Raw genomic sequence first — 7,446 nt, 5'->3', positions numbered from 1 at the left:
ATACGTGAGCGACACAAAGACCTCGCGGCGCTGCCGCTTCCACTCCGCGACGGCCGCCTTGACGAGCGAGGCCCCGACCCGATGGCCCTCGCCGATCAGTAACTCGTGCAGCCGCGTGGCCGTGAGCTGCTGCTTGCCGCCCGTCCAGTTTTTCGACGCCGCCAACAAGGCGTCGATGCGTGGGCCGACCTGCTCCCACACCGGCCGGGCTCGTGGCTGGGCCTCCCGTCGCACGGGCTCCGCCCCCTCGACGTACTTGCGGACCGTGACCCGCGAGATCCCGAACTCCTTCGCGACCTGCCGGCGGGAGCGGCCGTCGACTAACACCTTATGGCGAATGACATGTACCTGGTCCACCTTGAGCATCCTCTCCAGCGAACCCGCGGAGCTGGTAGCCCCGCAAGCCCACCATCAGGCCTCCAGGTGGATTAGTTTCCGATCGGCGAGTGGATCACTTTCCGAGCGGCGCGCCCACGAACAGGCAACTCCAAATAGCCGATGTTCTTCACCGCCTGTGGATCGAGGCGCTCGCCCAATTGCGCCAAGTAGAGACTCTTGGGCGTGACCGGCGTGCCATGGGAATCGACAGTCCCCTCCGGCAGGTCCGGTTTCGAGTCGAATGGCCGCGGCGCCCTGGATACGCCCTTGACTTCCTCGCTCGCTGGCCGATACAAATCGTGACGTATTATGCACATAGCACTGCGTAATACGCAACATGCGGGATGCACCCACTGCCTGCAGCTTGTAAAACACGAACCGCTTGGGTACGCGGGCGTTAGAACGCGACGGCTGGCGGCTTGGCTGCGGAAGCGGCTCCGCTCGCGTCTACCGCACGAACAGCAGCCCGCCACGGCTGGTCTCAATTCATTACCACCCGACAAGACGTACGGCGCGAAGATGCTTCAAGGGCTCTTGGAAGATACGGGCTGGACCGAACACGATCTGCGGCGCCTGAAGCTGATTAAGTGAATTGGCGGCGCTGTCTGAGTGGCGTCCGCCGGATGGCATCGCAGATTTCGCGGAGCACCGAGCCGAGATCGGCGCTCGTGGCGCGAAACTGATCGGCGTCGATCACGAGCGGCGCACCGAGCACGACGAGCGGCGCACCATAGGACGGACAGGAGATCGCCTGTTGAATCGACAGGCCGCCCACCGCCTGGACCGGGATCGACACCGCGTCCACCACGGCTTCGAGCTCATCGAGCGGGCTCAGGCCCGAGATCATTCGTCGCTCGTCGTACCCGATGTGGTGGATGATGAAGTCGACGCCCAACGATTCCAGCCAACGCGCGCAGGCCACGCGGTCCTCTGCCGCAAGGTTGTCCCCCATGACCTTCACACCGTAGTCGCGGCCGGCGTCCACGACACGCCGAATCGTGGCCTCATGGGCACGCCCCATCACCACGACGAGATTCGCGCCAGCCTTGGCCATCATCTCCGCTTCCAAATAGCCTCCGTCCATCGTCTTCAAGTCGGCGACGATCGGATGATTCGGAAAGCGGCCACGCATGGCCTCGACCGCGCGGAGTCCCTCGGCCAGCAGCAATGGCGTGCCCGCTTCCAGCCAGTCCACGCCGGCTTCCACCGCCAGCGCCGCCGTTTCCAGTGCCTCGTCGATGGATGTCACGTCGAGTGAGATCTGCACGATGGGAAAGGTGAGATGATCGAGTGTGATGCGCATTTTCCGCAGATGAATCCCGTTTGTGAGTTATGCAGAGAGCAATGATGTGAGCGTGCTTCGCGCGATGTTGCCGCCACAGAGGATGATCGCGCTTCGCTGCCCGGAGTACCGCGCAGCGGCCTTGCGGTATCCGGCGACCGCGACGCCAGCGGCGCCTTCGATCACCATGTCGTGCTCGGCGTGCACCAGGCGAATGGCCGCTGCGATCTCGTCTTCGCTCACCAGCACATGGTCGTCGATGAGCTCGCGCGCGAGATCGAACGTCACCGCTCCTGGCTCGAGACCTCCGGCCGTGGCGTCCGACAAGGTCGGTCGCTCCGGGATCTCGACGATGCGCCCGAGCGTGAGCGCCGCATGTAGCGCCGGTGCGTGCTCCGGCCAACAGCCGATGATCCGAACTGAAGGGTCCTGAGCTTTGAGATAAGAGGCAACACCCGTGACGAGCCCTCCGCCGCCCACCGCGACAAACAGAGCCTCGACCATGGAACACTGGCGCCAGATCTCGACACCGACCGTTCCTTGGCCAGCAATGACGTCGAGGTCGTTGTACGGCGAGATGTAGACGCGGCCGCTGCGCTCGGCAACCTCGCGTGCGTGGGCTTCGGTCACGGAGCTGTCGGTGCCGTGGAACTCGAGGTTGATGCTCGCATACTGCCGCAGCGCCTCCACTTTACTGCCGGGCGCGGTGGTCGGCAGGTAGATCGTTCCGCGTCCACCGACCGCTGCAAGCGCATGCGCCACACCGCGACCATGATTGCCGGTGGAAGCAGCCACCACGCCGCGGGCGAGTGTCTCCGGTGACAGAAGCAGAGTCTTGTTGAGCGCCCCGCGTAGCTTGAAGGAGCCGGTGTGCTGCAAGTTCTCGCACTTCAAACACACGTCAGATGCGACGCTCGGTGCGAGAACGTCACTGCGCTCCAGCCGGGTTTCCCGTGTGTGCGGCTGAATACGTTTCGCGGCCGCGACGATCCGATCTACCAGCGTCACCACTGTACAAACGTGCCTGTAGGCGCGACCTTCCGCCTTCGCGGCTTCGCCGCTTCGGCGAGACAAGTCAAGTCAGGCGATTCATGCGCGAGCTGACGACGAGGAGAGGCCGAAGGCGCTTCGCAGCCGTTCGAGGCTCCGCGGAACCGCGGCATCCGGGTCCTCCTTGCCTTCGAACTCGAGCGCGATGTACCCAGCGTAGTTGACCTCGGCGAGGATCTGCGCGATCCGGTCGTAGTCGAGATCGAGCGAGTACCATTCGCCGCCGCCGTCGTAGGTCTTCGCCTGAACAAAGACAGTCCTCGGTGCGATCATCTTCAGCTTCTCGTACGGGTCCTCTAGAAAGTTGCCCGTATCCATCAATGCGCCGAGCCACGGCGACTCGATGGCATCGAGGATACGCAATTGCCCTTCCGGTGTGCGGGCGAGGCCCCAATGATTCTCGAGCGCCAGCAACACGCCACACTCCTCCGCCTTCGGCAGCACCTTCTCGATGCTATCGATGCACCACTTGAAGCCTTCGTCTTCCGTGTGGCCGGGCAGCACCGGCTCGATGCCACGTGCCTTCATCAGATCGTCGAACGACTCGATGGTGTTCCAGCGGCCCGTGTTCAACCGCATACATGGAATACCCATCTGCCCGCACATCTCGATGCACTTGATCGTGTGATCGATGTCCTTCTGCCGCGCCGCCGGATCTGGATCGACGAAGTCCTGGTGAATCGACAGGCTGACCAGCGCGACACCATTGACAAACGCGTGTCGCTTCAACTTGTTGAGATACGCGGAATCTTCCCCGGACATCTGGCGATGCAGCACGTCCACCCCTTCGACGCCGAAGTCAGCCGCCTTGTCGATGACCGTCTCAATCGGCACCTTCTCGGTGCGGAAGTGCCAATACGAATAGGTAGACAGCGCAAGCTTCACGCGCCGGCCGGAGGCTTGCGCGGGCGCAGCGTGGGCTGCTGGAGGCGTAGTGAACGCCGCGGCAGCGCTCACGCAACCGGCTGCCGCTAGAAACTGACGCCTGGATCGGGACATGTATGAACCTCATCGCTGGACCGCTCGCGGCCGTGGCGCCATCGACGCCTCCGTGCCGTCGTCGATTCTATGCGGAAACGCCCGTCGGGATGTACGCTCCCCTCCGGAACCCTTGCGCGGCCCGCAAGAACGAGTAGACTGTGCAGCATGAAGAAGATTGTCACCACACTCTGTCTTGCTTCATTCGTGGCTCTCGCAGGCTTGGCGGCGTCGACGCAGCAGGCGGATGATGAGGGCTGGATACCGCTGTTCGACGGCAAGACGCTCGAGGGCTGGAAGGCCGGCGAGAACGCGGAGACCTTCACGGTCGAGGACGGCGCCATCGTCGTCGATGGCCCGCGCGCGCACCTCTTCTACGTGGGACCCGTACAGGAACACGACTTCGAGAACTTCGAATTCAAGGCCGACGTCATGACCACGCCCGGCTCGAACTCTGGGATGTACTTCCATACGGCCTACCAAGACGAGGGCTGGCCGAAAGCCGGCTTCGAGATTCAGGTCAACAACAGTCACACGGATCCGAAGCGCACCGGCAGCCTGTACAACATCCAGGACAACTACGAGGCGCCGGCGAAAGACGACGAGTGGTTCACGCAGCACATCATCGTTCAGGGCACGCGTGTGTTGGTGAAGGTGAATGGGAAGGACGTGACCGATTACACCGAGCCAGAGTCCAGCGATACGCCATCCAAGGAGGCCGGTAGCAGATTGTCGCGAGGCACGTTCGCGCTGCAAGGCCACGATCCGCAGAGCAAGGTGTTCTACAAGAACATCATGGTCAAGCCGCTACCCTGAACGTTCCCACCGACGTCCGGCACGGATCGCGCATCGTCAGCTGCCCCACGTAGGCAACCGGTAGCATGGTCGCTATCAGCCTTACAGCGCTCCATGCGTCCACGGTCCGGTGACAGCGATGCTAATGCCGGGTGTTTGAATGTTGAAGAAGAGCCATTCTCCGTCGGGGCTGAAGTTCACGCCTGCAATCTCACTTCGGCGGTAGTCGCCTGTGAAACCGCGCTCACCGCGGAGCACGACGTTGTTCCGAGCGAAATCGAAGATCTGACCGTCGGTGGTGAGACCCCGAACGAACTGCTCACCCTGACCGTCCTCGGAGAGCAACAGTCCGCCCCGCGGGCTCACGCACACGTTGTCCGGCATGTCGAGCACATCGGCGCCCGGCGATTCGAAGACGAGCCGCAGGCGCTCGGCGGCCGGGTCGTACTCCCATACCTGGCCGCGCTCGGCATCGCCGCCAGAGGTCGCGAGGAAGTAGATGCGTCCCTGGCCGTGCCACGCACCCTCCAGCCGGGCAAAGATGGCGGCGCCCTGCTCGTGGCCTTGTGTAAAGACACCGTGTCGGTCCTGTTTCGTCTCGTCGTGGTGCGCGCGCTCGGGATCGTCGATCCGCACCCACTCGACGGCGTAGGTCGCGCCGCGCGGCTGACCCTTGCGCGTGTCGAGCTGCGGCCGTCCCTTCACCGCCAGCATCTCCAACGTGCCGCCGGCTGTGAGCTTCCCGCGCTCTCGGGGGAGGAAGCGGTAGAAGCCGGCTTCTCCGTGATCCTCGGTCTCGTAGACGATGCCCGTTGCAGGGTCGACCGCCACCGCCTCGTGCACGAAGCGTCCCATGGCTCGCAGAGGCTCGGCGACCGCGCGGCCATCGGCCGGCACCTCGAACACCCAGCCGTGGGTCTTCTTCATGGGATTGTCCGGCGCCGGATCCGCAATCGCCTCCTCGCACGTCAGCCAGGAGCCCCACGGCGTCGCGCCGCCTGCGCAGTTGCGAACCGTTCCCGCGAGGCTCGCCGAGGCTTGCAGCACTCGTCCGCGGCGCGTGTCGAACTCGACGGTCGTCGTACCTCCTCCAGCCGCGGGATCGTAGGCCAGCGCCGGCGCGAACGCCCCATCGCCACTGGCGATCTCGTGGTTGCGCACCAATCGCACACGGTCGTCTCCCGCCGCAAAACAGGCCATCCCGTCGTGCAACGGGGGCGTGGGCGTCTCGTCCGCGAGGGAGTCGCGGGTCCATCCGAAGCTGACATAGCTGAAGCCATCGGGCAACAGCAACAGCGGCAGCTTGGTCGCACGGTCCCTGACCGGCCTCAGCGGGCCGTACCCGGTGACGGGCCGCGGAGAAATACCGCCCTCGGCACGCGCGAGCAGCGCCTGCAACGGCGCCACGACGCTCGCGGCGGCGGCGCCTTTGAGGAGAAAGCATCGGCGATCCAGCATGGCAATCTCGTGCGGGAACGGCTGAGCGTCATTGGTCTCGTGGGGGCGGAGACAGTGTAAGACGAAAGCGGCCAGCGCGGTACGGCACTTCGGCCGTCGACACGAAGTTTTTACTTGGCGCGCGTGTCAGCGGGGCTCTGGGCTCCGCGGTGATGCGAGGTATGCTGGCCCTGGCGGACGCATGAGAAATCGAGCGCGACAAAGCACCTCCCTGTCGTTGGTGCTGCTGATTCTGCTCACGCTCGCGATCTCTAGCTGTCGAACATTCCGACCTGTCGATTCACGGCCGGCCAATCCCCGCGGTTACGAACTGACGCTGATCCTGCTGTCGTTCGACGGCTGGCGCTGGGACTATCACACGAAAGCGCCAACGCCGAACCTGCGACGGCTCATGGCGCGCGGGACGACCGTGGAGCGTTTGATCCCCGTCTTTCCAACCAAGACCTTCCCGAATCACTACACCATTGTCACAGGGCTCTACCCGGAGCACCACGGCATCGTGGCAAATAGCATGCGCGACCCGGTCACGGGCCTCTCCTTCAGCCTCAGGGATCGGCAAGCAGTCGAAGACGCACGGTGGTGGCGTGGCGAGCCAATCTGGGTCACCGCTCAGCGACAGGGACAACGCGCGGCGACCATGTTTTGGCCAGGGTCCGAAGCGCCAGTCGGCGGTGTGCGGCCGCGCTACTGGAAGCGGTTCGATGCCGCGCTCCCCAACCAAGCGCGTGTAGACCAGATTCTCGCCTGGTTGGACCTGCCCGCCTCAGAGCGCCCGACGTTCATTGCCGGCTACTTCAGCGACACTGACCAGGCTGGACATCACGCTGGCCCAAGCTCCGCAGAAGTGCGCGCAGCCATCGTCGCGCTCGATCGCATCCTGGGGCGCCTGCTCGATGGTCTCGAGGCGCGACGGCTGCTCGACGTTGTCAATGTGGCCGTAGTCTCCGATCACGGTATGACAGACGTGCGCTCGGACCGCCGCATTGCGCTCGACGCGTTCCTGGATCTCGACACCGTCGATGTCGTTGACGTGGGTCCGAATCTTGGCCTGACACCGCGGACCGCAAACGTGGACGACGTCTATCGCCCTCTTGCTAACGCGCATCCGCATCTGCACGTCTTTCGACGGGCTGAAACGCCGGCACATTGGCACTATCGCGACAATCCTCGCATCCCACCGATTGTAGGGGTCGTCGACGAAGGTTGGCAGCTGCTGCCAAGCCTCCCTCGCACACGGCCGGCGCAGCCGGTCACGTTCGGCACCCACGGCTACGATCCCGCGGTCGTCTCCATGCACGGGATCTTTGTCGCGGCCGGCCCCGCGTTCCCGCGCGGCGTCCAGCTTGCGCCGTTCGAGAGTGTCCATCTGTACAATGCGCTCACCGCCACGATCGGGCTCAGCCCCGCTCCCAACGATGGCGATCCGGATACCGCGCAACTGCTACTCGCCGCGAAGCGCCCGCGCGAGTGACATGGCTTCCGCCACTTGCATTTCGACGACGGTT

Annotated in this window: 8 protein-coding genes; 2 read left to right on the top strand and 6 right to left on the bottom strand. The window is 64.2% G+C overall.

Annotation, left to right across the window (positions count from 1 at the left end; genetic code table 11):
• The 5 genes from GEV06_06635 to GEV06_06615 form a co-directional block, all read right to left on the bottom strand.
• Positions 1-357 (bottom strand): hypothetical protein (locus GEV06_06635; GenBank protein ID MPZ17570.1); only part of this gene is annotated, 357 nt, incomplete at its 3' end.
• Between the two features lie 71 nt (positions 358-428).
• Positions 429-695 (bottom strand): hypothetical protein, encoded by a 267-nt coding sequence (locus GEV06_06630; protein MPZ17569.1) that lies wholly within the window; start codon positions 693-695, stop codon positions 429-431.
• 266 nt (positions 696-961) lie between these two features.
• On the bottom strand, positions 962-1,681 hold the full coding sequence (locus tag GEV06_06625; GenBank protein ID MPZ17568.1) for a D-arabino 3-hexulose 6-phosphate aldehyde lyase: 720 nt from the start codon (positions 1,679-1,681) through the stop codon (positions 962-964).
• A gap of 27 nt (positions 1,682-1,708) precedes the next feature.
• Positions 1,709-2,671 (bottom strand): threonine/serine dehydratase, encoded by a 963-nt coding sequence (locus GEV06_06620; protein ID MPZ17567.1) that lies wholly within the window; start codon positions 2,669-2,671, stop codon positions 1,709-1,711.
• A 78-nt stretch (positions 2,672-2,749) separates the two neighbouring features.
• Positions 2,750-3,709 carry a TIM barrel protein gene (locus GEV06_06615; protein ID MPZ17566.1) on the bottom strand — a complete coding sequence of 320 codons (960 nt, stop codon included), beginning with the start codon at positions 3,707-3,709 and terminating at the stop codon, positions 2,750-2,752.
• A 147-nt stretch (positions 3,710-3,856) separates the two neighbouring features.
• On the opposite strand from GEV06_06615, the gene GEV06_06610 reads away from it, so the two are divergent.
• A complete protein-coding gene (locus GEV06_06610; GenBank protein MPZ17565.1) occupies positions 3,857-4,504 on the top strand; it encodes a DUF1080 domain-containing protein in 648 nt (215 codons plus the stop codon).
• A gap of 81 nt (positions 4,505-4,585) precedes the next feature.
• On the opposite strand, the gene GEV06_06605 is transcribed toward GEV06_06610, so the two are convergent.
• Entirely contained in the window at positions 4,586-5,941 is a 1,356-nt protein-coding gene (locus tag GEV06_06605; GenBank protein ID MPZ17564.1) for a DUF839 domain-containing protein, read from the bottom strand.
• Positions 5,942-6,122: 181 nt separating this feature from the next.
• Between GEV06_06605 and GEV06_06600 the strand changes: the two genes are divergently transcribed.
• Complete coding sequence (locus GEV06_06600; protein ID MPZ17563.1) at positions 6,123-7,412, top strand: alkaline phosphatase family protein; 1,290 nt, start codon at positions 6,123-6,125, stop codon at positions 7,410-7,412.
• Positions 7,413-7,446 lie beyond the last annotated feature (34 nt).

Origin of the sequence: Luteitalea sp. (genome assembly GCA_009377605.1) — a bacterium.
In the GTDB taxonomy this organism is placed as follows: Bacteria; Acidobacteriota; Vicinamibacteria; order Vicinamibacterales; family Vicinamibacteraceae; genus WHTT01.
Note: the sequence above shows the minus strand (reverse complement) of the source record. Positions and strands in the feature narration are given on the sequence as shown.